Source organism: uncultured Tateyamaria sp. (genome assembly GCF_947488715.1).
Taxonomy (GTDB): domain Bacteria; phylum Pseudomonadota; class Alphaproteobacteria; order Rhodobacterales; family Rhodobacteraceae; genus Tateyamaria.
The window spans coordinates 576,028-599,362 of sequence record NZ_CANLAG010000002.1; the positions used below are offsets into that span (position 1 = coordinate 576,028).

A 23,335-nucleotide genomic window follows, 5' to 3' on the forward strand; every position below is an offset into this window, starting at 1 on the left:
TCCTCAATGTCAGATCAACGAGACCCTTCAGGGATGGCCGCCTTCTCCATTTGCGAGGCCCTCCTACTTGCCTTGCAAGATCGCAAGCTGCTGCCGGAAGGCGAGATTCTGGGAATTCTTCGGGATGCGGCAGCGACCCACGAGAATGCCAGAGGTCCAGAAACCGAACAAGAAATGCATATGGCAACCGCCAAACTGATCAATGAGATCATCGTTGGCGGCAACCTTTCGCGCCGCCCGTAGCGTCAACCCTCATACGCTGAACACGAGCGAAACCTATTTGCTTAGTCGCACCTCTCAACCCATCTACGGATCAGTCGATTCGGTCTTTGAGTCCGGGGTGTTCGGTTGCAGTCTGCGATTTCGTATCTTTTTCTTGCGAGGCCTTTTTGTCGGTGGCCTCTTTCTTCGCCAAGTCGTTGAACGACATTCTGGCTTTCCTTTTCTGGCCGCCAGGGTATCCAGCAGCTTGTGAACTATAGGGGATCGATGCTCTCTTGGAAAGGAAACATCAGTCAAAGCACCGCGTGCACCTTGTAACACTCTCGGGGAGCCACCAAGTTTGTTATGCTACTGACCTACATTCGAACCCCTGTTTTCCTTTACCGGCTCGCAGCGCTCGACACTGTCGTGAGAAGCCGGGTTGCCGCATATTGTGGGCAGCGATCAAATAAGGAAAATTCACATGGCCAATGGCACAGTGAAATGGTTCAACGCCACAAAGGGCTTCGGCTTTATTGCACCTGAGACTGGCGGAAAGGATGTGTTTCTGCACATCTCCGCACTTGAGAAGTCGGGGATGACCACCATGAACGACGATCAGAAGGTGACCTTCGATGTGGAGGCCGGCCGCGACGGTCGTGAAAGCGCAACCAACATCGCGCTAGCCTGATCTTTGCAAGTGGGCGCTCCTTTGGGGCGCCCCATCGCCAGACGACCATTTGCTTTTTTGAATCTTCTTCCGCTGCCTAACGCAGCAGTTTCTTTGCCCTGATTGGTATCCGCCGAACCGGCACTACGAATTGTTCATCCAAGGAGACCAGCCCGATGCCAGATTACACAGATCCAAACAGATCAGATGCGGGACGTGACGTCTTCAAGGGTATGTCGAAGAAATCGAAGGTCAAGGAGACCAGGAAAGAAGCCGCTATGTCGATCCGCGTGGGCGAGTATGGCAGATATCAGATCAAGTCCGGTCGTCTCGCCGGCGCATACGGCGCTCGCGCCTTTCCCAAGCCACCCACGAAGGCGCGCGGCTTGATTGCCGAGGCGACGGGTGAGACCGAAGAAGCTGCGATCATCGCATTGCATTCCGCCATTGATCAGCGCGAAGTCCGTAGGGCCGAAGACCGCAGAACAGACCCTCACAAAGGGACGCAGGTACCAACATCCGACGAATACGTGGAAGCGCTCCATTCGGTAAACCTGACGGGTTCGCAGCGCGCCATGTTGATGGCGTTGTCGCTGAAGGAAGCGGACGGGTTGGCACAGGTTAAGGTTGCAGATGCTGGCAGCTACAAGTCCACGACCTCGGCCAACAGAGCGCTCGCCAGTGTATGTCGTATGATTGCGGGCTATCTGTCTTCGGGAACAGGATCCACGGGGCCTTCAACGGGCCCGGATGGAAGCACGCTCATTGGGTATCGAGATGTCTCCGAACATGACGAGAAGGCTGAGAACTGGATAATGCACCCCGAGCTTTGCGCCGCCATCCGTAAGGTTATGTAATTCAATGGGTAAGCCGTCCAAGTGATTGGCCAATGTGGGTTGACTGCCAATCCAGTCGAACCAGAGTTTGTCCAGAAATACCGATATGATCGGACATCAAGAGGACGTTTGGCGGCGCTTTTAACTTTGGATCAATTGCGCTGCGTGCTGCAGGTTTGCCCGCAAAGGCAGGCGGCACCAGCCGCACGCCCATTGCCTAGAGGTCAATATTCTCGGCGATACTAAGTGCATCTTCAAGTTCAACTCCCAGGTAGCGCACTGTGCTATCGACCTTCGTATGGCCGAGCAACAGTTGAACCGCACGCAGGTTGCCTGTTTTCCGGTAAATCTCAGCAGCTTTTGTCCGGCGCAGCGAATGCGTTCCGTATCCACTCGGTTCCAAACCAATCGCCGACACCCAATCGTGCACCAACCGGCCATGCTGACGGGTTGAAATGTGCGGGCGGTCGTGGAAGCGGCTGGGAAACACAAACGAGCAAGCCAACATTTCGGGTGATTTGACCCAAGCCAGGACAGTTTCCCTTGTGTTTTCTGTCAGTTCAAACTGAACAGGCCGCTTGGTTTTGCACTGAATCACCGAAACCCGTTCTCGGACGCGATCCTCTTTGACCAGATCGACCACTGTGAGCCTGACCAGATCACAACCACGTAGTTTGCTGTCGATGGCAACGTTAAATAGCGTCAGATCACGAAGGTTGTTGGCCAACTCGAGTCGCGCTCGGATTGCCCAAACCTGTTTTGGCAGCAACGGTCGTTTCTGGCCGATAATCCGCCCCTTGTTCCAGGCTTTACGTTTCGGGGTTACGGCAGGAAGTTGGACTCTAGGCATAATTTGCCCTCCTTGCCGCCCTCCAAACCCAAGCATCAGCACCGTGCTGACGTAGGAATGCTACTCGCAAACCTGATTGCATCCGACCTGCCACCCGTGAGTTTTTGCTCCAAACCTAATAGCAAGCCGAATGAATGGCCGGATTCACCGCCGCGCAACTGCGCTGAAGACCTTGCATGCGCAGAAATTCTTTCGCGGCGAGCGCACGCAGCGAAAATTTGGCACTTCCGCAATGGACTCCATGCAGACCTTAGCCGCAAACCTCGTCGACGGCCGGTGCCAGCCCGAAGCGGACTTTGGAAGTCCTAACGCCGGGCGGGAACCGGACTTTCGCTGCGATGTGCATCGAGGCCAGAAATTTCTTAGAAAGCCGACTTTAGAAGTTCCTAGTCGGCCCCTGAAATCCGAGCGGCTTGTTCCCAAAAGCACATTGAGATGTTCAGGCAGCCGAACCATCAAACCTACTTGATATTCCATACCTCATGATATGCTGTAGCTGCCAACGCACTGGTCCTATCCTGTACGCGCTCTTTAGTCCAATCTGGGGCATCAAGCACATCTTGAGGCACTGAACCATTGAGTGTCTTTAGAACCTTAATTTTTTCCTCAAAACTATCGTCTTGAAGTTCCTCATTGTCTTTCTTTGTCAGCAAGATCAAATTCCCAAAGCTGCCAATAATGTCAGCATTCCAATCGGCATCCATCTTCGCTTGTGGGAATATGTGCTCAATCGTCAAATTGGCGGCGTCGTCAGAAAAGGCTAGTTTCTGACTGACGGCGAGCTTTTGAAGCGTATACCTTACCAGGCTAGACTGCTTTGTGTTGATCTTCGTATAAGAGATTTGCTCGAAACCGGCCAAGAATTCAGAAATTGAAGGCTTTCTTTCATCAAGTTTTTCTATCAATTCGTTGATAACAACGCCTGCTTCATTGGCGTCTTTCGCTTCAAATATCTTACGACCGAACGACGAATACATTGCCGAGATACCACCCGAGGATCGCGAAGAGGTCACCGCTGTAAAAAGGAAATGAAAATCCTCAATCGCCTTTAACGCGCGTTTTAGCGCTCTGTCACTTATCAAACCACTCTTGTTTGCTCTTACTAACGACAACACTCCCGGCGTATGCTGACTTATCTTGAATATTCGCATTGCCTTTAGGGAATTGATAATCTCAACTTGCTCTTTCTTCCAGCCTTGATCTGGGTTGAAGATGGAAACGTAATACTCCGCATCAACCACAAATCCCTTGAGTTGGTCTTTCGCAGTGGTAGCCTTTACTGCGGACTTGATCCTTTTGTAGGCTTTTTGCTGCGTGGTGGCTTCGAATTTTGAAGACCAAGAGTGTGTAAAGAACGTATCCGGATCTATGTCGACTTCACTGCCGTTGATCGTTGATAAAATCTTGGTCCAGAGCTCTTTTGCACTGTCAACAGAGCCCTTTCCCTTAATTGTTTTGAGGAAATGGTTCTTAAGGAGATCTGTTAACGCAAGGTCCTTGCCCCGGGTGTTCAAGGTTTCAAAGATTAAGTAAGCATCATCCTCATTGTCGAGTTCTATTCGAATGAGACTCAAGAAAAGCACTGAATCGCGTAGCTCCTTCAGTCTTCTGATTTTTGCTTCTAGCTTATCGTCTTTTAAGACCGCGCCATCTGCATCAACCGCAACAAGGATCCCTCTAACCTTCTTTTCAAAGAAGTTATAGGAAGCCTGAAGCCTTTTTTCTTCCCTCTGAGGCTCTGTTTCAAAATCCTTTTCTTCGAATTTCTGAATCTCTTCGGCAAAGAAGGGGTAGGATGTTTCTGTCATTACTACATAGCGATTGACACTATCCCTATCGCCGCGCTCAATAAGGGCGTGGAGCCCTTTAGCCAAATTTTCGCTGCCTAGTTCCTGAAATACATTTCGAATGACGCAGAGCAAGATCGTGATCGTGGTGAGGCGCTGCTGACCGTCAACCACGCCGTATTGCTGTCGGCCTGCTCCGTACAACACCATTGAACCAATGAAGTAATCTTCGCCTTCGGCTTTAACGACATCGTTCCAAAAATCTTCAAGGTTTTCATCGTCCCATGAATAAGGCCGCTGAAAGCGAGGAATTATTAGGAAATCAGAAGTGAACAGGCGCTCCACGTTGGTGTCACTGGATTCAATTTTCATCAGGATCTCCTTAAGCCTAACACTGCAATGGCGCACTCAAAGTCTCTGAGTAGTTGTGCGGCTTGGTTGCGTGGGATTCAAGTAGGACGAACAGTAGCGCAGCGAATGTCTCCTTCGGCGGGCCGCACCGCAGCAATCCAGATCACTGGTCAATGTCCACAAAGGGCCGACATCAGAACTTTGCAAAGTCCGCTTTCTGCGCATCGCTCCATCACGCAGCATCGGCGATCAAGGGCTCAGACCGGACCTTGGGTTGAGTGTCGATCCGGCCTAGTGTGGGGTCAACAAAAAGGAGCCAAAGGAATGAAATTCACCTCAATCTCAATACTAGCGACATTATCGATGGCACTTCCAATCGTGGCCGGGGCGCAGACACTGTGTATTGGTGGTATAACTGATAGCTGGGTGAAGATCGGGGCATGCAATCAGAACGTATACTGTGCTGAAATTTGTGTCGACAAGACGAAATTTGGAGAAGGGAAGAATGTTGGGAGGGTGGCGGAATTTCTTAGTTCGATCAGCGATCCGCCAGTTCCAGCGCCATACTTGATAGACAAATCGGAAGAATGGATGAGGCCGGGGTCTGAAGAATTTTCTTCAGGACTTACCGTTTTTGTTCTGTTTTGCGGGTCAGAGCTTGAGGGTTCAACGCAGGGCAACCCTTGCCCGAAAGGCAAGAGTTACTCAGGTAGATAAGGGAGGGCGAAACCCGATAACGGTGAGCCTCGAAGGCGGCGAGCGGATCACAGGGCGGCGCGCGGCTAGACAACAGGCCGGTGTTGCCCATGTCCGGTACAGCGCAAGCGCCACCGTCTCAAAAGCTGGACGCATCGGCTCTACCCATGGGGTAAAGCGGGCGGTGGGTGCGATACCCGCCATCTACACAAAGGAGCCGAACTGATGGCTAGGTGTGTGAGCTGCGGTCGGCCAGATACTGGGTCGCGCCGACCTCAAAGGTCCTGGCTAGTTCGGCTTTTTTTCCGGCCAAATTGCAATGTATGCAACGACAGAAACGAGTCTACCGATCCTGTGCCGCCGCTGTCATTGGATTGATCGGCTCCGACCATCCCTTCACCCGCCTTTGGCCCTCCGTGCCACCACAGCGTGCGCAGATGATTTTTCGCGTGAGCATGGGAGTGCCATCTTCCTCGACGCTTGTTGTGTGGCCGCAAGGGCAGGTGGCTTGTGTGACGATCATGCCCTAGCTTTGCTTTTCGCTGGACGCTCTGTCTAGAGGCGGGTTGGGGTCGATCAGATCCACCCACCGTTCACACTTATCCCATGTGTCTTGGATATCATCCCAATCACCAGGGGCGACGGCCTGTCTATGCCTGTTGAAGTCGCGCAGCATGGTTTGCGCGCGGGCTGCGGTCACGAACAAGGTCATCCCTCATACTCCTTTAGCCAATATCCCGGTGGTGTGGGAAAGATTCTCTAAATGTTCACGGTGTTCAGTGGGAAGCAGTTTTACCCACTAATCCGTTAAGCGTTTGAAAAGGCGTGATTTGGTAGGCCCGGCAGGACTTGAACCCGCAACCAAAGCGTTATGAGCGCTCTGCTCTAACCAATTGAGCTACAGGCCCGCCATGCCGGTGGGATACCACCGGCACAGCACGTGTCAAGCCGACAGCGACGTCTGTCCGTCAGAACCGGTACCGCGCCCCGATAAAGGCAACGTCGAGGTTCTGGAAATCGACCGTGGGTGTTTCAACGTCATAGGTCCGTACACCCGCGTAGAATTCGGTATTCCACTTGTCGACTTTCTGAACCGCAAAGAGGCTGATCGATTCCGATCTGCTGCCAGCGACGCCTTGATCCTGTCCGTCGTAGTAGTCGATTGCGAACGAAGTCGATCCGGCTTTGATCAGATCCTTGGTCTGGTATCCGAACTTGATGTAGTTGAACCCTGGATCACGTCCGCCTGCGTCCAGATCGTCGCTACCGGAGGCAAATGTGACGTTCAAACCCGTGGGTGTGTGGAAGGCCGACACCGAACCGCTGATCCGATCGGCGTTCAGCGTCTCTGCGTAGGCGACGGCAGCGCGGACGCGGAAATCACCATGGGTGCCATTGTAGCGCAGCGCGATGTCGTTGCGGTTGTCCTCACCGAAGGACACCGACGCGGTGAACCCGTTCAGGAACTCAGGCGTGTCGTAACGGAACCGCTCAATCCGGCTGTTGCCGTCAAAGTTGCCGAAAAAGTCACCAATGTCGTTGCCAGTAAATGCGCCGCCAGCATCACGCAGCAATTGGCTGCCCGCGATCAGGCCCACGTCCGAGTAGTTGCCCAAGGCAGTGCCGGAAAGGTCGACCTCGGACACACCATTTGATGCGCTGTCGCCCTGACCATAGGCAAAGCTGCCGTAGGGTGTGTCGGCATAGATCTCGAACTTGCGTTCGTTCGATACGGATGAGCTGATGTCTGAGTTCAACTGGCTGACTGAATTGGACGAGCTGAATTCGAATTCGTACTCGATCACAGTACCGATTGCGTAGTCGCCGAAGTCATACTCGGCCTGCGCACGCAGCCGGGTGGACGAGTTGTCGTTGTCCACAAAGAATGCGTTGGAATCGACACCATCGTCGGCGAACAAAAAGGCGCGGTTGATTTGGCCGCCAAAGGTGAACGTGAATCCACCATCTTCGACCTTGATGACCTGCGCCTGGCTCACGGCGGGGATCAGACTGACGACGAGGGGGGCCAAAGTTGCCTTGGCAAAGGAGATGCGGAGGGGAGTCATACTGCGTTTCCTGAACAGAGGGGTTGGGCCAACCAAGATATTTTCGATCCGCCGGATTACGATGCAAAATGGTGTGCAGCTGCGCACATAGCGCTTTCTTTTTGCATCCCTTGCGCAGTTCGCGTTAAGGGGCGCATAGATTTGGAGGGCAGAAATGTCAGAGCGCAAAAATGGACTGACATACGCGCAAGCGGGTGTTGATATTGATGCAGGCAATGCGCTGGTTGAGCGTATCAAACCTGCGGCGGCGGCCACGAAGCGGGCGGGTGTTGCGTCTGGTTTGGGTGGCTTTGGCGGATTGTTCGATCTCAAGGCGGCCGGTTTCGTGGATCCGGTTTTGGTTGCTGCCACAGATGGTGTTGGCACCAAACTGCGGATTGCCATCGACACAGGCAATGTGGACGGCGTTGGCGTCGATCTGGTGGCGATGTGCGTCAACGATCTTGTCTGTCAGGGGGCTGAGCCGCTTTTCTTTCTCGACTACTTTGCCACGGGCAAGCTGGAGCTGGATCAGGCCGCACGTATCATCGAAGGGATTGCACGTGGCTGTTCTGCATCCGGCTGTGCGCTGATCGGTGGTGAAACTGCGGAAATGCCGGGCATGTATCCCGCTGGTGATTTCGATCTGGCAGGCTTTTCTGTTGGCGCGATGGAACGCGGCACGGCACTGCCCGCGGGTGTTGCCGAGGGCGACGTTCTGCTGGGCCTCGCATCGGACGGCGTGCATTCCAACGGGTACTCACTGGTACGCAAAATTGTCGAGACCTCGGGCTTGTCCTGGGACGATGATTGCCCTTGGGGTCCCGGAACACTTGGCGCCGCTCTGCTGACGCCCACGCGCCTCTACGTCAAGGCGGCGCTGGCCGCGATTGCGGCGGGCGGCGTACATGGATTTGCCCACATCACTGGTGGCGGCCTGACCGAAAACCTGCCGCGTGTTTTGCCCGACGGGCTCGGGGTCACTGTTGACCTGAGCAGCTGGTCCTTGCCGCCGGTGTTCGGATGGCTGGCCGCCCAAGGTGGTATGGCCGAGGCTGAAATGCTCAAGACGTTCAATGCCGGGATCGGAATGGTGGTTGTTGTGTCCGAGGATGCTGTGGCCGACGTCACCGCCGCACTTGAACAAGAAGGCCAGCACGTATCGCGCATCGGTCAAGTGCTGGCCGGGCAGGGCGTGAGCTATCAGGGCCAGCTTTTGTGACCAAACGCGTCGGCATCTTTGTTTCCGGCGGTGGGTCTAACATGCGGGCGCTGGTTGGTGACATGACCGGCGATCACGCGGCGCGGCCTGCGGTTGTGTTGTCCAACAATGCCGATGCGGGTGGCATTGCCTGGGCGCAATCGCAAGGCATCGCAACCGAGGTTGTTGATCATAGACCTTATGGCTCTGACCGCGCGTCCTTCGAGACGGCCATTGATGCCGCTCTCGCCCCCTACGATCTGGATATCATCTGTCTGGCCGGTTTCATGCGCGTCCTCACAGCCGGGTTTGTTGCACCATGGCAGGGCCGGATGTTGAACATTCACCCGTCATTGCTGCCGAAATACAAAGGGCTGCATACGCATGCCCGCGCCTTGGCGGCGGGTGACAAGACGCACGGCTGCTCGGTTCATCTGGTGACACCGGCGCTCGATGATGGGCCTATTTTGGGGCAGGCCACTGTGCCAATTGAGCCGGGGGATACCGAAGATAGTTTGGCCGCGCGCGTTCTGGAACAGGAACACCGTCTGTACCCCGCCGTGTTGCGCCAGTTTGCAGCGGGTCACACAGCGCCGGTCACACTCTAGTCACTGGTGGCGTGATGGTGTAGACCCAGACAACCAAGACGGTGACACCACTCAACAAGAAGCCGCTGATGAAAACCATTACGACGACCGACGACCTGGCCGCCTACTGTCAGGAGGCCGCGACGCATGACTATGTGACGGTCGACACCGAGTTCCTGCGCGAACGTACCTATTACTCCAAGCTCTGCCTGATTCAGCTTGCCATGCCCGGCACCGATGACAGCAACGCAGTGCTTGTTGATCCCCTCGCCAAGGGGTTGTCGCTGGAGCCGCTCTATGCGCTGTTCCGGGACACATCGGTGGTCAAAGTGTTTCATGCCGCGCGGCAGGATCTCGAAATCTTCTTTGTGGACGCCGAGGTGTTTCCCGAACCGTTGTTTGACACGCAGGTCGCGGCAATGGTGTGCGGCTTTGGGGAACAGGCGGGGTATGAGACGCTGGTGCGCAAGATCGCCCGGCAACCGCTCGACAAGACATCGCGGTTCACCGACTGGTCGCGCAGGCCGCTGACGGATGCACAAAAGACCTATGCCATCGCGGACGTCACGCATCTGCGCCAGATCTATGAGTTTCTGAAGGCCAAGCTGGACGAAAGCGGGCGGGCGCGTTGGGTCGCAGAGGAACTGCAGACCCTGTTGAGCCCAAGCACCTACATCATCGCGCCTGAAAATGCGTGGAAACGGGTCAAGACGCGCACCACGTCGTCGCGGTTCCTTGCCATCGTCAAGGAACTGGCCGCCTTTCGCGAGGCCCATGCCCAGAGCCGGAATATCCCACGCAACCGGGTGTTCAAGGACGACGCGCTTGTCGAGTTGGCCAGCAACAAACCCAAAACACTCGAAGACCTCGGACGGTCGCGGCTGTTGCTGCGCGAGGCACGCAAGGGCGATATCGCGGACGGTATCCTGGCCGCAGTGGAGCGCGGGGTATCCATGGACCCCGACGAGATGCCTAAAGCGGACCGCAGCCGCGAAAAGCTACAAGTCAATCCGGCCATTGCCGATCTGCTGCGCGTGCTACTCAAAGCCAAGTCCGAGAGTGCGGGCGTTGCGGCCAAACTGCTCGCGACAGCGTCTGATCTGGACGCGATGGCTGCTGGCATGCGTGACGTGCCTGCGCTCAGTGGGTGGCGTGCCGAGGTGTTTGGCGCTGATGCGCTGCGTCTGTGTGAAGGGCGCGTGGCGTTGACCGCCAAAGGATCGGACGTGCGGATTATTCCGCTGGACGATTTGCCTTAGCGACGCGCCACGGTTTGTGCATTGCGGACGCCTTCGACACGGATGCTGCGAACGCGTGACAATTCCTGATCGGTCAGGCGCACCGCGGCGTTGTAGGTACGCTGGGTCTGGGAATTGCGCCGTCCAGCATTCGCTGGTTTCACCCCTTCGAACCGGTACGTCAGTGTGCCGTTTTCATCAGGTTCACCGTCGTCATCAGCGGGCGTGAGTTGGACGTTATACACGCCGTCAACCGATGCGATGGCTGTGGCGCGCACGATGGCACCGCCGGGCACACGTTCAATGACGAGACCACTGACCTGATCAAGCGGCGTGCCGAGGTACACTTCGGTTTCGCGGCGCACGCTGGTGAATAAACCACGGCGTTCTTCGGGGATCAGCGGGTTGTCTTCTTTGACCGGGGCGCGTTCGATGGGTTCAGACCGGCTGCTGCCAAACCAGTTGAACGGGTTGATCCGACTGTCGCGCACCGCGCCACATGCGGTGACGGTCATGGTCGCAACGAGAAGAGATGTGGTCAGAAGGCGCATGGTTCGCTCACTCAGGTGTCTTGCGATGACTGTGGTAACGGATGCACGTGATCTTGAAAAGCGCCCATTGCCGCACTGGACCTTTGGCGGGCTTGGGCCTAGTTGGACGCTTGGTACAGAGGTGAGGGCGAGACGATGGCAACCGAGGCGTTTGAAGAAATTGTTGAGGACTTCGAATTTCTCGACGATTGGGAAGATCGCTACCGTTATGTGATCGATCAGGGCAAGGCGATGGAGCCTTTGCCGGATGCTCTCAAGGTGCCAGCGACGAAAGTTGATGGCTGCGCCAGCCAGGTTTGGCTGCACCCAATCGTTGAAGACGGTATTTTCCGCTTTGACGGCGACAGCGACGCGATGATTGTCAAAGGTCTGATTGCGGTGTTGCGTCGGCTATACAATGGTCTGACCCTGGATGCGGTTTTGGCGGTCGACGCGCGTGCGGAAATGACAAGGCTCGGGTTAAATGACCATTTGTCGGCGCAAAGATCCAACGGGTTGCGTGCAATGATTGAGCGTGTTCAAGCGGTTGCGGCGGCTGGATGATCCTGCGGACGCCTTTCAGGCGACACGATGTTCAGGGGGCGCTGCCCCCGTCCTGACGGACGCCCCCGAGGTATTTTGTGCGAAAGGAAAGTCAGAGGTTTGAGAGGGTCGTCTCAAGGTCTCCGTAGCCGGTAAAGCGGCGCTCGAAGTGCAGGCCAAGCGTTTTGGCGGCGTCGCGGGCCTTTTGGGTCAGCGCGGGATCATCCGTTTGGGCTTGATAGACGAGCTTTTCGTAGTTTCCGAAATACATGTCACGGAGTTCGGGATGACGGTCGAGCCCCATGGGTTTGATGATAAAGGCTTCGAATTGGCGGACTAGGAAATCAGTGAGATAGAAGGTTGTGATTTCACTTTCGCCTTGACGTGCAAACCTCTCATTTCCCTCGAAAAAGCTGTAGCAGTGCGGGCCTGATACCATATGCACGCCCATCTCCTTGCACGCAGCCTCTAATAGCCCTCCTGTGCCGCAATCGGCGTATACGACAAAGATGTCGTCATAGGCGTCGGCATGTTTGGAGACGGCGTCCCGAACCGCTTGGGTTATTTTCTCAGGATAGAGGTGTAGTTTGGCGGGCAGGCATGTCAGATCAAGGTGGGTCCAGCCATTGGCGGCCCGTAGGTCCAAAATCTCACGGGCAAGTGCGCCGCAGGCGATGAGAAGTATCCGGCCGCGTGACCCTGTAGGGGCCAAGCCATCCTCGGTCAGGGCGGTGTCGGTCAGAGACATTGCGTTGTCTGGCCGGTCTGCAATGGTGGCCTATGCCGCGTGACAGCGGCGCGCTTGAGGCAGGCAAAACATGCCTGCCTTTCGTTATGTGTCGTGTGAGCTTCCAGTTGCACCGGAACGTGCCCTTTACGCCTGTGCGACGGCTTTGATTGGTCAGCCCGCCGCCATTTGGTTGTGTTTGCGTGCCATGAATTCTTTGGCGGTTTCGACGGCAACGGCCGCGTCGCGGCAGTAAGCATCCGCGCCGATGGCTTTGCCGAACTCTTCGTTCAACGGAGCGCCGCCGACAAGCACGATGTAGTCATCGCGGATGCCCTGTTCGACCATCGTGTCGATCACAACCTTCATATAGGGCATGGTTGTGGTGAGCAGGGCGCTCATGCCGAGGATGTCGGGGCCTTCGCTTTCGATGGCGCCAAGGTAGTTCTCTACCGGGTTGTTGATGCCCAGATCAACCACTTCGAAGCCCGCGCCTTCCATCATCATGCCGACGAGGTTCTTGCCGATGTCGTGGATGTCGCCTTTGACTGTGCCGATCACCATTTTGCCCACGCGTGGGGCGCCGGTTTCGGCCAGAAGCGGCTTGAGAATGGCCATGCCACCCTTCATCGCATTGGCGGCCAAAAGCACCTCTGGCACAAACAAAATGCCGTCGCGGAAGTCAGCGCCCACAATTGTCATCCCGCCGACGAGTGCCTTGGTCAGCACGTCATAGGGTTGCCAATCGCGTTCCAGCAGGATGTTTACGCCCTCTTCGATCTCCTCCTTGAGACCGTCGTAGAGGTCGTCAAACATCTGTTGCACCAGCTCTTCATCGTCGAGCTCGGACAGGATGATATCGTCTTCTTCTGACATGGCATTCCTCGTCAATCGGGCGCTTGCGCCGCGTGCCTATATTTCGCTTATCGTCCAATATGTCGCACCCGGACTGTCCGAATTACGACATGGTCCGCACCGTGCGCGACGCTGCGGTTTGATTTGAAGGGGGCGGATCGCCTGTTTTAGAACTCTTTTCTGGCATTTGTTCATGGTGTGTTCTAAATTTATGTGATGGATCGCGATTTGCAAAATACGCGCGCAATTGGTCGTGGCGCCCTCAGCAACGAAGTCAGCCGCTTTGACCGTGTCACGCGCCACGGTGTCGATGATGGCTGGCCCGATGACTGTGACATGCCGCCATTGCGCACCGAAGTCAGTATTGAGCGGCCGCGCAGCCTCATCACGTACAACACTTCGCCTGACTTGCCGTTTGACAGGTCCATCAATCCGTATCGCGGATGCGAACACGGCTGTGTCTACTGCTTCGCGCGGCCCAGCCATGCGTATCTGGGTCTGTCGCCTGGACTCGATTTCGAGACACGGTTGATCGCCCGGCCGGATGCGCCGCGCATCCTTGAGGCGGAATTGGCGCGTCGGTCTTACAAGGTGGCGCCGATCGCCATCGGGACAAATACGGATCCATACCAACCGATCGAGCGCGATCATGAAATCATGCGCCGATGCCTTGAGGTGCTGGAGGCTTGCGACCATCCCGTGGCCATCGTCACCAAAGGCTCCTTGATAGAGCGCGACATCGACATCCTGCGCCGTATGGCGCGCCGTGGACTGGTGCGTGTGGGCGTGTCCTTGACGACCCTCGACCCAACCCTGTCCCGCAAGATGGAGCCGCGTGCGCCCGCGCCGCACCGGCGTCTGGCCATGATGCGCCGGCTGAGCGCGGCAGGCATTCCAGTGCGCGTGATGGCGTCGCCGATGGTGCCAGCGCTGACCGATCCGGAGCTTGAGGCTATTCTCGCCGCGGGCAAGGAAGCGGGAGCACGGACTGCCAGTTGGATCATGCTGCGGATGCCGCGCGAGGTGTCGCCGCTGTGGCAAGAGTGGCTGGGCGTCCATTACCCTGACCGTGCTGGCCGTGTGATGGCGCGTTTGCGCGAGATGCACGGCGGTCAGGACTATGATGCCCGTTGGGGGCACCGGATGCGGGGCGAGGGGCCTTATGCCGAAATTGTCGCACATCGGTTCAGTGTGGCCATCAAGAAATTGGGGTTGAAAGAAACCGCACCAGCGATGCGGTGCGACCTGTTTCAGCCGCCCCGCAAACCCAGCAATCAGTTGAGCCTGTTTTAAGCGGCGGCGCGGCGGCCTCGACGCTTGCGAGGGAGCGGTGTGCTGCCGCCTGTGCCGTCGCTGGGTGACGAAAATGCGCCCAAGGCAGCAACGATGTCTTCCAGCTTTGGCGCGGCTTTCCTTGGACGTGTGTCCAGCGCGGCGCGCATCGCAACGAGATGTTCAGGCGTTGTGCCGCAACACCCGCCAATGATCGACGCACCACAGTCGCGCGCCAGAACGGCATAGTCGGCCATCAACGCGGGCGTCCCATCGTAGTGGATGTGGCCGTCGTGGTACTTTGGAATGCCTGCGTTTCCCTTTGCAATCAGGGGGATTTCTGTTCCTGTTGATGCGAAACCCAAAACAGTGCGCAGCAGATCGGATGCCCCTGTGCCGCAATTGGCACCAAATGCAGTGGGGCGGTTTGGCAAGGCATTTACCATGTCGACCATATCCGTGCTGGTGACGCCCATCATTGTGCGTCCTGCCGTATCAAAACTCATCGTTCCAACCCAGGGCAGTTCGGCGCGCGCAAACCCTTCGGCTGCGGCGGCGTACTCTTCTGGGGCAGAGATCGTCTCGAGCCAACCTATGTCCGCGCCACCTGCCTTGAGGCCCGCGGCGGTTTCATGAAACATTTCCACTGCGTCGCTGTGGGTCAGGCTGCCGACGGGTTCCATGATCTCACCCGTTGGGCCAACCGATCCCGCGACGATCACTGTGCGACCCGCACGGTCCGCAACGTTGCGTGCCAGTTCCGCTGCAATGCGGGACAACTCGAATGCCCGATGCCCTGCATCGTGCAGCTTGAGCCGGGACGCGTTTGCCCCAAACGAGTTGGTTAGGAACACATCGCTTCCCGCATCGACGGCACCCTTGTAAAGGGCGGTGATCTTTGCCGGTTCCTGTTCATTCCACAACTCTGGCGCATCGCCGGACATCAAGCCCGCGGCGAACAGGTTTGTACCTGTGGCGCCGTCAGCCAAAAGCGTTCCGTTTCGGGACAGGAGTTCAGTCAGGGCATTGAACATCAAACAGACCTCGCGCAGGGGGAGATGCCCGTGATGTCACGCTGCGCGAGATGAAGCCACTTCATAATTCTCATCTAAATCATGAGCGCTATTTGTATTGTGCGGTGTGGGTGGCGCTGGCGACAGAATGGCGCGGGCCACATCGCACAGAGCAAGGGCCAAAGCGCCCGGATGCCGTGCGGCTGCGTATCGAGGCACCCATCTCGGCGCAAAAGATGACTTGAATTGGCGCAAACCGGGTCCGCCGCTGCGTGCGGAGACCTGACGAGCGATCCAACGCCACAGCCCATTGGAAGGGTCGGGGCAGGCTGGTGTCGCAGCGAGGCTCACCTTGCCCGCACCAACGCGCCGTGCCGCGCGGATCATCGCATCGACCAGCGCGTGCATTGTGCCGTCCGGCGCGGCATCTGATTGGCGCATGATGTCCAGGCACCATTCGTCATTGGCGCAGTGTGCCGTTGCGAAAGCGACCAAAGTACCATTGATATAGGCACACACAACCCATTGGTGACGAATGTAATTCTCGCAAAACCGTCCCATGCTGCCACCGCGCGCACCGTTCTTGCGTGATTGCCATTCCGCATCCACGCGCGCCATGGCAGCCAGTGGAAGCGGTTGACCAAACCGCAGGTGCAAACCGGCTTTGGCCGCTGATCGCAGTTTTCGTCTGAGGGTTCTGCGGCTTGGAATGTCCGGCGTGTATGTCGCAGTGTCGATGACGGCCTCGTCAGCAATATGCAACAGGGACCAGCCCGCGTTGCGCGCCGCATGTGCGACGCGCGGACCGCATTTGTAGATGAATGGTACGGTCCCGGCAGCGCGCGCCGCCATTTGCAAATGGGTCAACGCTTCGGTCGGCGTGCCGGTCACAGGGTCAGCAAAGGCAGTCATAGTTTGCCCGGTGGGCCAAAACGCCAATGTGCTGGCACCAGACCTTGCGAGGGAACCGCCGTTTTGCAGAACCGCGCCGATTTCACTGCGTGGCGCGATACGTCGGGGTGCTGGAATGTCCGCGCTCGGTTGTACGTGCTCTGCCAGCGGGCGTAACAGGACTGCAGCAGCCAGAGTGGCAGGCACAGCATAGTAGACAATGCGGTAGGCCAGAATAGCCGCCAAGAGTGGGGCAGGGTCGGTCAAGGGCAGCGCGGTCAGCAAGACCAACTCGAATGGCCCGACACCGCCGGGCGTGTTCGACATCAACCCACAGCCAAGTGCGATGAAAAACAGCGGCAGGAACTGCACAATGCCAATGGCTTCAGGCGGCAGAAGGACAAAGAGCGCACCCGCAGCCAGCACCAGATCCAGGCAAGCATAGAACAGAAATGCGCCCGCCAAGGGTAGGCTGGGCAGGGCGATAGAGCGACCGCGAAGCCTCAAAGTCGGCCACCAAAACAACGCCATCCCCAGAACTGGAAGGGCCAGTACAGCGGCGACCGAGGGCCAGAACGTCCATAGCGGCGCAGGCAACACCAGGCAGGCAACCGCGGTGACTGCCCCCCAAGACACCACAAATGTCAGTGAAACAAAGGCCGACAGGTGGCCAGCGCGCGTCACCGACAGTTCCGGCAGCAAACGCCAGCGCGCGATTGCCCCAGTGATCACACCAAGCCCAAGCGTCTGCCCCAAGGCGATACTGGCCGCACCAGAGATCCGCGCACGGCGTGCCGTGGTTTCAGTGCCTATGGCGCGGTGTGCGAGAAAATCGTACTGCGCGACGGAAAGAAAACTGGCGATGGTGAGCACGGCCGCGGCCACCCATTGCCAGGCCTCTATGCCGCGCAACTGGTCGGGCAGTGCCGCAAGAACGTCGGCTGTGACGTGATCGGTGACCACAAAAGCGCATATCGTGATAACCGCCGCAGGCACCAAAGCCCGTAGCGCCACACGCGCCTTCGCTGAAACAAACAGGGATCGCATTGCCCAAACTCCTCACCATCAAACCCGAGGTCATGGGTACGGCGGTGAGGTGAGCAAGCTGTTAACCCCTGGCATCTGGATGTCGACAAAACCACTAAAAAAGCGCGCAACCCCGGCTAGGGTGCGCGCCTCGATCTTACTTTCAGGTGTATGCCTAAGGTTCTGGCAACCCTAAACTTCGTCCATTAGCTGCGCCTTGGCCTCCGCCATCAGAGCCACCATTTTGGAACGGATCGTCGCCTCGTCTGCGAGGGCACCCAAGTCGCCTGACACCTTGCGATAGACGTCTTCGTCGCCCGCCTCTTCGAAATCCGATTTCACGACCTCACGCGCATAGTCAGCCGCCGCATCGCCGGTTTTGCCCATCAGCTCAGCCGCCCAAAGGCCCAGCAGCTTGTTGCGGCGCGCGTCGGCCTTGAATTGCATTTCGGCGTCGTGGGCGAATTTGGATTCAAATGCATTCTCGCGGTCGTCAAATGTGCTCATGGCTTACTCCTGAGGGTGTTTTGATACAGATATGCTGGCCGTGACGCCCCTGCGCAACCCCTTTGCTTGCGGCATTTCACCCGATTGCTTATGAGGGCCGCAAGGTGCCCAAGACTCAGTAGGCGCCAAACGCGAAAGGACGCCCATGGCGCGACGCAAGAAGATTTACGAAGGCAAAGCCAAAATCCTGTACGAAGGCCCGGAACCCGGCACGATTGTGCAGTACTTCAAGGATGACGCCACCGCCTTTAATGCGCAGAAGAAAGACGTGATTGAAGGCAAGGGTGTTCTGAACAACCGCCTGAGCGAGTTTTTCATGACGGGCTTGGGCCAGATCGGCGTGCCGACGCACTTCTTGAAACGCCTGAACATGCGCGAACAGCTCGTGCGTTCGTGCGAGATCGTGCCGCTCGAAGTGATCGTGCGCAACTTTGCCGCCGGGACCATGAGCCAGCGCCTCGGCATTGACGAGGGCACGCAACTGCCGCGCCCGATTGTCGAATATTGCTACAAGGACGACTCGCTCGGAGATCCGCTGGTGACCGAAGAGCATATTGCCGCCTTTGGCTGGGCCAGCCAGCAGGACATGGACGACATCCTCAGCCTTGCGCTGCGCGTCAATGATTTCCTGTCCGGTGTGATGCTGGCCGTGGGCATTCGATTGGTCGATTTCAAAATCGAGATCGGCCGCGTTTATGACGGCGATTTCATGCGCCTGATCATCGCCGATGAGATCAGCCCGGACAGCTGCCGCCTTTGGGACATCGAAACCGGCGAAAAGCTGGACAAGGATGTGTTCCGCCGCGACCTCGGCAACTTGGCCGACGCCTACACAGAGGTGGCGCGCCGTCTGGGCGTTCTGCCCAAAACGTCGAGCCCGATCACCAAACCAACGCTGATTAACTAAGAGACGAGACACACCATGAAAGCCACAGTGCATGTGATGCTGAAGACCGGAGTTCTGGACCCGCAAGGCGAGGCTGTGCGGCACGCGCTTGGTGCGCTGGGGTTTGACGGCGTCAATAGTGTGCGTCAGGGCAAGGTGATCGAGTTGGATCTGGCCGACGGTACAACCGAAGCTGACGTGACCGCGATGTGCGAAAAGCTGCTCGCGAATACGGTCATCGAAAGCTACCGGGTGGAAATGCCATGAAGGCGGCGGTCGTTGTCTTTCCCGGCTCCAACTGTGACCGGGACCTCGCCGTGGCCTTCCGCGCTGCGGGCGCAGATGTCGAAATGGTCTGGCACAAGGACACGGCATTGCCGGCCGGAGTGGACATTGTCGGTGTCCCCGGCGGGTTTTCCTTTGGCGACTACCTGCGCTGCGGTGCAATTGCCGCAAACTCGCCGATCTGCCGGGCGGTCAAGGACCACGCGGACAAGGGCGGCTATGTTCTGGGCATTTGCAATGGGTTCCAGGTGTTGACCGAAACCGGCATCCTGCCCGGCGCGTTGCTGCGGAATGCGGGTCTGAAATACATCTGCAAGACGGTGGGCCTCAAGATCGAGACCTCTCAATCGGCCTACACCGAAGGGTACAACGCGGGTGATGTGATCGACATTCCGATTGCGCATCACGACGGCAACTATTTTGCCGACGACGCGACACTCGCTGCGCTGACCGACGAGGACCGCATCGCGTTCTCTTACACTGACAACCCGAACGGGTCCCAGCGCGACATCGCAGGCATACTGTCTTCCAACCGTCGTGTCCTTGGTATGATGCCGCATCCCGAACGGGCGGCGGATTCAGGCCATGGCGGCACCGATGGACAGGCGCTCTTTCGCGCAGTGGCAGGGCAATTGACCTCAGCGTGACTTGAGCGGGGCGTATCAGCGCCCTAGACTTGGTCAGATGGCATCCACACCGACACCAAACGAGGCTCGCAAGGGGCAAACCGCTGCGCCGCGCCCACGGGCAACCACGACAAGCTGGCGCGTGCGGCTTGCGCTTGGGCTATTGACCATTGTGGCGGTGACCACGGTCTATTTCACCAACCGCCTTCTGACCGACCGGTTTACCGAAACCACACGCAACCGTGCCGAACTGCGGCTGGCACTCTACTCCGGCAACTTGCTGAGTGAACTTCGCCAGAACGCGATTGTGCCACAGCTCTTGGCGCGCGATCCCACGCTGATCGGGGCGCTGAATTCGGCAGATTATCAACAGTCCACCCAACGCCTGATTTCCTTTGTCGAGGAAATTGGAGCGGCAAACTTGATCCTCTTGGATCGGGATGGGCGGGCGGTGGCCGCAACGGACCGGAACCGTCTCGGCTCAAACCACCGCACGGACCCGTATTTCATCGACGCACTGCGCGCCACGGATACAATTTTCACCGTAGCACGGCGCGAGGCGGGTGGGTTCGCCTTTACCTATTCGCGGCGCGTGACGGCGGGTGGTGATGTCTTGGGCGTTATCGCGGTTGAAGTGGACCTGCAAAAGTTTGAACGCGCCTGGGCTGGTATCTCGGCCGCTGTTCTGGTCACGGACAGCGCCGGTCAGATCATCCTTGCCACCGAACCACGCTGGCGTGGCCGCACCGAAGAAGACGCACTGGCCCGTCAAACACCGCAAAGCGCGATTGAACGGGCCATCCGTGCGACTGCGGATTGGACAGCGCTGCCTGCAGACGCTTACTTGCAGGGCGAGGGCGTGATGCGGCTGGAGAGCCGGATTGCATTTCGTGGCTGGCGCATGACGTCGTTCACCACCTACGCCTCCGTGCGGGAACGTGTGAACGGGGTGTTGGCGCTTGAAATCATGGGATTCGCGATCCTGCTGGCGCTGGCCTTCTATGCGCTGAGCCGAAGATCGGCGCTGCGGCTGGCGCTTTTTGCCCGCGAGTCGGCAGAGCTCCGCCATCTGAACGTGCAGTTGCAGCGAGAAATCGCCGAACGAAAACGGGTGCAAGAAGACCTCGCCGTGGCCGAACAGACCCTGGAACAATCGTCCAAACTGGCCGCGTTGGGCGAGATGTCGGCCGCCGTCAGTCACGAGCTCAACCAACCGCTCGCGGCGATGAAAACCTATCTGGCTGGCGCGCGCCTTTTGTTGCGGCGCAACCGCCCAGACGAGGCACTGGTCAGCTTTGGCCGCATCGACGATCTGATTGAACGGATGGGGGCCATCACCCGCCAGCTCAAATCCTATGCGCGCAAGGGGCAGGACGCGTTCAGCCCAGTAAACATGGGTGATGCGCTGGCATCGTCCCTGTCGATGATGGAGCCGCAGTTGCGCCAGCGACGGGTGTTAATCAACCGCGTTGTGCCGCCCGAACCGATCGAAGTTCTGGGGGACCGCATGCGGATCGAACAGGTGATGGTGAACCTCTTGCGCAATGCCATCGACGCCACCAAATCCGAACGTGAACCACAGGTCGATATCCTGCTGTCGGCGGGCGAAACCGCGACGCTGACGGTGCGTGACAACGGCCCCGGTATCGAGGACCTCGATAGCCTGTTCGAGCCGTTCTACACCACCAAACAGCCCGGCGACGGTGTTGGGCTGGGCCTTGCCATCTCGTCTGGCATTGTAAACGATTTGGGTGGACGGCTGACCGCGAGAAACGGACAGGCAGGCGGCGCCGTGTTTGAAATGCAGTTGCCGATCCTCGATGAGGATGCGGACAAAGACAAGAATATCGCAGCGGCGGAGTAAGCCCAGATGACCCAAGCCATGAAAATCGCAATTGTCGATGACGAACAGGACATGCGGCAATCCATCAGCCAGTGGCTCGCCCTTTCGGGCTATGACACCGAGACATTCGCCAGCGCCGAGGACGCGCTGAAAGTGTTGGGGCCGGAATACCCCGGCATCGTGATTTCCGACATCAAGATGCCAGGTATGGACGGCATGCAGTTCCTCAAAAAGCTGATGGGCAATGACAGCGCCTTGCCGGTGATCATGATCACGGGTCACGGCGATGTGCCTATGGCGGTCGAGGCTATGCGCGTCGGCGCCTTTGATTTCCTGGAAAAGCCATTCAACCCGGATCGCATGTCCGAGCTGGCCAAAAAGGCCACAGGCGCGCGTAGGCTCACCATGGACAACCGGGCGTTGCGCCGCGAGCTGTCGGATGGTGGCCAGTTGATGAAAAAGCTGATCGGCCAAAGCCCGGTGATGGAGCGTTTGCGCGAGGACATCCTCGACCTGGGTCAAGCCGATGGGCATGTTCTGATCGACGGAGAGACCGGCACAGGCAAAACGCTGGTGGCGCATGCGCTGCATGCTGTTGGCAGCCGCGCGGGCAAGAAATTTGTTCTCGTCAGCTGTTCTGCCTGGGAAGAGGAAGCGCTGGCCAAGCGTCTCTTTGGCCCCATGCTGCCCGAAGACACTGCACTGCCCGCCATCGAAGAGGCGCGCGGCGGCACGCTGGTTCTTGAGGATATCGAAGCGCTCAGCGAAAGCCTGCAAGCGCGGCTTTTGTCAGTGATCAACGAACAGGGCACGCCCGCCGAAACCCGCATTGTGGGCATTTGCAACATGCAAGAGGCCGGGCGCACCTGCGAGGACGCGCTGCGACCTGACCTGTTCTACCGGTTGGCGGCCCTGAAAATCACGGTCCCGCCATTGCGCCAGCGTGGCGAGGACATTCTGACCCTTTTCACCCGTCTCAGCGATCAGTTTGCGGACGAATATGGCTGCGAAGCGCCCAAGGTTTCCGCTCAGGAGGCTGCACAATTGTTGCAGGCCCCGTGGCCCGGCAACGTCCGCCAGTTGATCAACATCGCCGAACGCGCCGTTTTGCAGGCGCGGCGGGGTACAGGGTCAATCGCATCATTGCTGATGAACGACCACGAAGAGATGCAGCCCGTGATGACCACCGAAGGCAAACCGCTCAAGGAATATGTCGAAGCGTTCGAGCGCATGCTGATCGACAACACGATGCGCCGTCACAAAGGTTCGATTGCATCCGTGATGGACGAATTGTGCCTGCCACGCCGGACATTGAACGAAAAGATGGCCAAATACGGCCTGCAGCGGTCCGACTACCTTTGACGCGACCAACACCGTGAGCCCGTACATAGCGGGCTGACGGTGTCGCGCTTCCCCCATCATTAGGAAATTGTTGGCGCTTTGTGCCTATCCCGTAACGGGGCGCTGACCACCGTCCGCGCATTCTGGTGATCCCAGGTGCAGAGCATCGGGCAATTCGACCTGCGGTTGCAGCGCCATCACGATTGCCCATTGTCATTCCCCCCCTGTTCCACTTATCTAAAGGGATAGGGCCCTGTGCCGCCACGCTGCGGCTGCCCGATGATGAGTTTCGCTGTTGCACCGTGATACACCGGGGACGTCCCCGCCGCGCTGCACAGACCGATTGGGCCGGAAACGGCCACGAGATGCTGACGCAGGCCAAGGTCTGGCGCAGCTTATGAACGGATACGCCGCCCCAAAGGGTCGCGCGTGTCGGAGAAGAACCGCGATGACGCGCGTGAGGACAATAACGATCCCGGCAGGTGGCCCTCAGGGCCAGGCCTGCGGCGCGTCAGATATCGCTCAGAC

Annotated in this window: 23 protein-coding genes and 1 tRNA gene; 14 read left to right on the forward strand and 10 right to left on the reverse strand. The window is 57.9% G+C overall.

The features are described 5' to 3' along the window. The first annotated feature begins 6 nt into the window (after positions 1 to 6). The 3 genes from Q0936_RS07120 to Q0936_RS07130 all read left to right on the forward strand — a co-directional run bounded on the left by Q0936_RS07120 (position 7) and on the right by Q0936_RS07130 (position 1,728). A complete protein-coding gene (locus tag Q0936_RS07120) occupies positions 7 to 243 on the forward strand; it encodes a hypothetical protein (protein WP_299296828.1) in 237 nt (78 codons plus the stop codon). Positions 244 to 685: 442 nt separating this feature from the next. Beyond that, positions 686 to 892, forward strand: a complete 207-nt coding sequence (locus tag Q0936_RS07125; RefSeq protein WP_299296830.1) for a cold-shock protein — start codon at positions 686 to 688, stop codon at positions 890 to 892. A 155-nt stretch (positions 893 to 1,047) separates the two neighbouring features. Then, a complete protein-coding gene (locus tag Q0936_RS07130; protein WP_299296832.1) occupies positions 1,048 to 1,728 on the forward strand; it encodes a hypothetical protein in 681 nt (226 codons plus the stop codon). A gap of 196 nt (positions 1,729 to 1,924) precedes the next feature. Here Q0936_RS07130 and Q0936_RS07135 read toward each other — a convergent pair whose 3' ends face one another. After that, a complete protein-coding gene (locus Q0936_RS07135) occupies positions 1,925 to 2,557 on the reverse strand; it encodes a tyrosine-type recombinase/integrase (protein WP_299296834.1) in 633 nt (210 codons plus the stop codon). 461 nt (positions 2,558 to 3,018) lie between these two features. Then, a complete protein-coding gene (locus Q0936_RS07140) occupies positions 3,019 to 4,716 on the reverse strand; it encodes a DUF262 domain-containing protein (protein ID WP_299296836.1) in 1,698 nt (565 codons plus the stop codon). Positions 4,717 to 5,019: 303 nt separating this feature from the next. On the opposite strand from Q0936_RS07140, the gene Q0936_RS07145 reads away from it, so the two are divergent. After that, entirely contained in the window at positions 5,020 to 5,412 is a 393-nt protein-coding gene (locus Q0936_RS07145) for a hypothetical protein (RefSeq protein WP_299296838.1), read from the forward strand. A gap of 810 nt (positions 5,413 to 6,222) precedes the next feature. On the opposite strand, the gene Q0936_RS07150 is transcribed toward Q0936_RS07145, so the two are convergent. Continuing rightward, positions 6,223 to 6,299: transfer RNA gene (locus Q0936_RS07150), tRNA-Ile, on the reverse strand. Between the two features lie 60 nt (positions 6,300 to 6,359). Beyond that, a complete protein-coding gene (locus Q0936_RS07155) occupies positions 6,360 to 7,457 on the reverse strand; it encodes a hypothetical protein (protein ID WP_299296840.1) in 1,098 nt (365 codons plus the stop codon). 154 nt (positions 7,458 to 7,611) lie between these two features. Between Q0936_RS07155 and purM the strand changes: the two genes are divergently transcribed. The 3 genes from purM to rnd all read left to right on the forward strand — a co-directional run bounded on the left by purM (position 7,612) and on the right by rnd (position 10,483). After that, the gene (gene purM, locus Q0936_RS07160) at positions 7,612 to 8,658 is read left to right on the forward strand and encodes a phosphoribosylformylglycinamidine cyclo-ligase (RefSeq protein WP_299377973.1); all 1,047 of its coding nucleotides are present in this window, start codon (positions 7,612 to 7,614) and stop codon (positions 8,656 to 8,658) included. Continuing rightward, positions 8,655 to 9,245, forward strand: a complete 591-nt coding sequence (gene purN / locus Q0936_RS07165; RefSeq protein WP_299298368.1) for a phosphoribosylglycinamide formyltransferase — start codon at positions 8,655 to 8,657, stop codon at positions 9,243 to 9,245. The genes purM and purN overlap by 4 nt, the downstream gene beginning before the upstream one ends. A gap of 68 nt (positions 9,246 to 9,313) precedes the next feature. Then, positions 9,314 to 10,483 carry a ribonuclease D gene (gene rnd, locus Q0936_RS07170; RefSeq protein ID WP_299298371.1) on the forward strand — a complete coding sequence of 390 codons (1,170 nt, stop codon included), beginning with the start codon at positions 9,314 to 9,316 and terminating at the stop codon, positions 10,481 to 10,483. Here rnd and Q0936_RS07175 read toward each other — a convergent pair. Continuing rightward, positions 10,480 to 11,013 (reverse strand): hypothetical protein, encoded by a 534-nt coding sequence (locus tag Q0936_RS07175; protein ID WP_299145584.1) that lies wholly within the window; start codon positions 11,011 to 11,013, stop codon positions 10,480 to 10,482. The two genes, rnd and Q0936_RS07175, sit on opposite strands and share 4 nt — an antisense overlap. 135 nt (positions 11,014 to 11,148) lie before the next feature. Between Q0936_RS07175 and Q0936_RS07180 the strand changes: the two genes are divergently transcribed. Next, positions 11,149 to 11,556, forward strand: a complete 408-nt coding sequence (locus tag Q0936_RS07180; RefSeq protein WP_299298374.1) for a SufE family protein — start codon at positions 11,149 to 11,151, stop codon at positions 11,554 to 11,556. Between the two features lie 91 nt (positions 11,557 to 11,647). Here the strand turns inward: Q0936_RS07180 and Q0936_RS07185 are convergent, their stop codons facing one another. Together Q0936_RS07185 and Q0936_RS07190 are read right to left on the reverse strand one after the other, a co-directional pair. Beyond that, positions 11,648 to 12,283: a DUF1638 domain-containing protein gene (locus Q0936_RS07185; RefSeq protein WP_299298377.1), complete on the reverse strand. Its 636-nt coding sequence runs from the start codon at positions 12,281 to 12,283 to the stop codon at positions 11,648 to 11,650. 153 nt (positions 12,284 to 12,436) lie between these two features. Continuing rightward, positions 12,437 to 13,138: a B12-binding domain-containing protein gene (locus Q0936_RS07190; protein ID WP_299145577.1), complete on the reverse strand. Its 702-nt coding sequence runs from the start codon at positions 13,136 to 13,138 to the stop codon at positions 12,437 to 12,439. Between the two features lie 195 nt (positions 13,139 to 13,333). Here Q0936_RS07190 and Q0936_RS07195 point away from each other — a divergent pair, with 195 nt between their 5' ends. Continuing rightward, entirely contained in the window at positions 13,334 to 14,410 is a 1,077-nt protein-coding gene (locus Q0936_RS07195; protein ID WP_299298378.1) for a PA0069 family radical SAM protein, read from the forward strand. Here the strand turns inward: Q0936_RS07195 and bmt are convergent. The 3 genes from bmt to Q0936_RS07210 form a co-directional block, all read right to left on the reverse strand. Then, positions 14,407 to 15,423, reverse strand: a complete 1,017-nt coding sequence (gene bmt, locus Q0936_RS07200) for a betaine--homocysteine S-methyltransferase (RefSeq protein ID WP_299298381.1) — start codon at positions 15,421 to 15,423, stop codon at positions 14,407 to 14,409. The two genes, Q0936_RS07195 and bmt, sit on opposite strands and share 4 nt — an antisense overlap. Before the next feature lie 36 nt (positions 15,424 to 15,459). Then, the gene (locus tag Q0936_RS07205) at positions 15,460 to 17,340 is read right to left on the reverse strand and encodes a phosphatidylglycerol lysyltransferase domain-containing protein (RefSeq protein WP_299298385.1); all 1,881 of its coding nucleotides are present in this window, start codon (positions 17,338 to 17,340) and stop codon (positions 15,460 to 15,462) included. 171 nt (positions 17,341 to 17,511) lie between these two features. Further along, entirely contained in the window at positions 17,512 to 17,826 is a 315-nt protein-coding gene (locus Q0936_RS07210) for a DUF1476 domain-containing protein (RefSeq protein WP_299294302.1), read from the reverse strand. Between the two features lie 145 nt (positions 17,827 to 17,971). On the opposite strand from Q0936_RS07210, the gene purC reads away from it, so the two are divergent. The 5 genes from purC to Q0936_RS07235 are packed head-to-tail and all read left to right on the forward strand — an operon-like array spanning position 17,972 to position 22,828. Continuing rightward, positions 17,972 to 18,733 carry a phosphoribosylaminoimidazolesuccinocarboxamide synthase gene (gene purC, locus Q0936_RS07215; protein WP_299294304.1) on the forward strand — a complete coding sequence of 254 codons (762 nt, stop codon included), beginning with the start codon at positions 17,972 to 17,974 and terminating at the stop codon, positions 18,731 to 18,733. A gap of 15 nt (positions 18,734 to 18,748) precedes the next feature. Next, a complete protein-coding gene (gene purS / locus Q0936_RS07220; RefSeq protein WP_299294306.1) occupies positions 18,749 to 18,979 on the forward strand; it encodes a phosphoribosylformylglycinamidine synthase subunit PurS in 231 nt (76 codons plus the stop codon). Further along, positions 18,976 to 19,644 (forward strand): phosphoribosylformylglycinamidine synthase subunit PurQ, encoded by a 669-nt coding sequence (purQ, locus tag Q0936_RS07225; RefSeq protein ID WP_299294308.1) that lies wholly within the window; start codon positions 18,976 to 18,978, stop codon positions 19,642 to 19,644. Before purS ends, purQ begins: the two co-directional genes overlap by 4 nt. 37 nt (positions 19,645 to 19,681) lie before the next feature. Beyond that, complete coding sequence (locus tag Q0936_RS07230; protein WP_299294310.1) at positions 19,682 to 21,487, forward strand: ATP-binding protein; 1,806 nt, start codon at positions 19,682 to 19,684, stop codon at positions 21,485 to 21,487. A gap of 6 nt (positions 21,488 to 21,493) precedes the next feature. Further along, on the forward strand, positions 21,494 to 22,828 hold the full coding sequence (locus tag Q0936_RS07235) for a sigma-54 dependent transcriptional regulator (RefSeq protein WP_299294312.1): 1,335 nt from the start codon (positions 21,494 to 21,496) through the stop codon (positions 22,826 to 22,828). Positions 22,829 to 23,335: the final 507 nt, after the last annotated feature.

Excerpts from the sequence above, each read along its gene's own strand:
- Q0936_RS07120 (WP_299296828.1), top strand. The coding sequence starts at position 7 with ATGTCAGATCAACGAGACCCTTCAGGGATGGCCGCCTTCTCCATTTGC.
- Q0936_RS07125 (WP_299296830.1), top strand. The coding sequence starts at position 686 with ATGGCCAATGGCACAGTGAAATGGTTCAACGCCACAAAGGGCTTCGGC.
- Q0936_RS07130 (WP_299296832.1), top strand. The coding sequence starts at position 1,048 with ATGCCAGATTACACAGATCCAAACAGATCAGATGCGGGACGTGACGTC.
- Q0936_RS07135 (WP_299296834.1), bottom strand. The coding sequence starts at position 2,557 with ATGCCTAGAGTCCAACTTCCTGCCGTAACCCCGAAACGTAAAGCCTGG.
- Q0936_RS07140 (WP_299296836.1), bottom strand. The coding sequence starts at position 4,716 with ATGAAAATTGAATCCAGTGACACCAACGTGGAGCGCCTGTTCACTTCT.
- Q0936_RS07145 (WP_299296838.1), top strand. The coding sequence starts at position 5,020 with ATGAAATTCACCTCAATCTCAATACTAGCGACATTATCGATGGCACTT.
- Q0936_RS07155 (WP_299296840.1), bottom strand. The coding sequence starts at position 7,457 with ATGACTCCCCTCCGCATCTCCTTTGCCAAGGCAACTTTGGCCCCCCTC.
- purM (WP_299377973.1), top strand. The coding sequence starts at position 7,612 with ATGTCAGAGCGCAAAAATGGACTGACATACGCGCAAGCGGGTGTTGAT.
- rnd (WP_299298371.1), top strand. The coding sequence starts at position 9,314 with ATGAAAACCATTACGACGACCGACGACCTGGCCGCCTACTGTCAGGAG.
- Q0936_RS07175 (WP_299145584.1), bottom strand. The coding sequence starts at position 11,013 with ATGCGCCTTCTGACCACATCTCTTCTCGTTGCGACCATGACCGTCACC.
- Q0936_RS07180 (WP_299298374.1), top strand. The coding sequence starts at position 11,149 with ATGGCAACCGAGGCGTTTGAAGAAATTGTTGAGGACTTCGAATTTCTC.
- Q0936_RS07185 (WP_299298377.1), bottom strand. The coding sequence starts at position 12,283 with ATGTCTCTGACCGACACCGCCCTGACCGAGGATGGCTTGGCCCCTACA.
- Q0936_RS07190 (WP_299145577.1), bottom strand. The coding sequence starts at position 13,138 with ATGTCAGAAGAAGACGATATCATCCTGTCCGAGCTCGACGATGAAGAG.
- Q0936_RS07195 (WP_299298378.1), top strand. The coding sequence starts at position 13,334 with ATGGATCGCGATTTGCAAAATACGCGCGCAATTGGTCGTGGCGCCCTC.
- bmt (WP_299298381.1), bottom strand. The coding sequence starts at position 15,423 with ATGTTCAATGCCCTGACTGAACTCCTGTCCCGAAACGGAACGCTTTTG.
- Q0936_RS07205 (WP_299298385.1), bottom strand. The coding sequence starts at position 17,340 with ATGCGATCCCTGTTTGTTTCAGCGAAGGCGCGTGTGGCGCTACGGGCT.
- Q0936_RS07210 (WP_299294302.1), bottom strand. The coding sequence starts at position 17,826 with ATGAGCACATTTGACGACCGCGAGAATGCATTTGAATCCAAATTCGCC.
- purC (WP_299294304.1), top strand. The coding sequence starts at position 17,972 with ATGGCGCGACGCAAGAAGATTTACGAAGGCAAAGCCAAAATCCTGTAC.
- purS (WP_299294306.1), top strand. The coding sequence starts at position 18,749 with ATGAAAGCCACAGTGCATGTGATGCTGAAGACCGGAGTTCTGGACCCG.
- purQ (WP_299294308.1), top strand. The coding sequence starts at position 18,976 with ATGAAGGCGGCGGTCGTTGTCTTTCCCGGCTCCAACTGTGACCGGGAC.
- Q0936_RS07230 (WP_299294310.1), top strand. The coding sequence starts at position 19,682 with ATGGCATCCACACCGACACCAAACGAGGCTCGCAAGGGGCAAACCGCT.
- Q0936_RS07235 (WP_299294312.1), top strand. The coding sequence starts at position 21,494 with ATGACCCAAGCCATGAAAATCGCAATTGTCGATGACGAACAGGACATG.